This window comes from Oscillibacter sp. KLE 1745, from assembly GCF_000469445.2.
GTDB classification, from domain to species: Bacteria; Bacillota; Clostridia; order Oscillospirales; family Oscillospiraceae; genus Oscillibacter; species Oscillibacter welbionis.
Window position 1 is genome coordinate 27,877 of the sequence record NZ_KI271758.1, and the last position, 833, is coordinate 28,709.

Sequence of the window (833 nt, forward strand, 5' to 3'; positions counted from 1 at the left end):
CCCCATTCTCTTTTTGGTTGCGCCAAAAAGAGAATGCGCCGCGCCCGGTGGAAGAGAAAAAGCGCTTCGGCGGGTCGGTCTGCGCCAGCGCAGACCTCCTGCCGCCGGCGGGGGATGGTTGGCACTCCCTTGCAGAAGTCAGGGACGGAAACGCACCGCCCTTGGGGAATCCTTAGGCCCGGGGAGGTTCAGGGATACCCCTGCTTCGCTTTCCGCTGCCGCTCACGCTTCCGCGGAGAACCAGCCAGCGCGTAGCGACGCGGAACGCGCGAAAAGAGAAGCTGGTCAAATGCGATCTTGCACCCCGACGACCTCCGCACCATCCGCCACGGGTCGGCAGTTGGGGGAACCGCAGAAGACCTAAGCGTGCCCGAAGGCTAGGCAAAATCGGAGCAGGCACCGGTACGCCGACCCCCGTCAGCGCGGAGGGCCACTGCACCGGAGCGCGTCCAAGCGGCCTTTTCTTTTGGACCGTGCACGGCCCGTTTTCTTTTCGGCAAGACCGAAAAGAAAATGGGGGGTGCATTGCCCAGCTATCATCATAGCTGCCATTCCGCGTCCAATGGGACGCACCCCAAACACTCCCGCCCCGGAACACCGAATCTGCCCCTTTGCATACACTATCCCGAGGTGATTTGGGATGACATTGCTGCAAGACGGTTTGATCGCGTTCCTCTCCGCGGTGGGCGTGACCACCCTGGTGTGGATCGTGGCAGGGGCCTTTTTCCGGGCGGGGCGGCCGGCAGTGCCGGGGCTGCTGCTGGTGCTGCCCCTGCGGGGAGAGGCCCTGGCCATGGAGGCGGACGTGCGGGAGCTGCGGCGCCTGCGGGGGC

General features: G+C 64.8%; 1 protein-coding gene. It reads left to right on the top strand.

The features are described 5' to 3' along the window. Nucleotides 1-640: 640 nt before the first annotated feature. Nucleotides 641-833, top strand: a 193-nt coding sequence (locus HMPREF1546_RS14685; RefSeq protein ID WP_021752072.1) for a hypothetical protein, incomplete at its 3' end; no start/stop codon positions are given.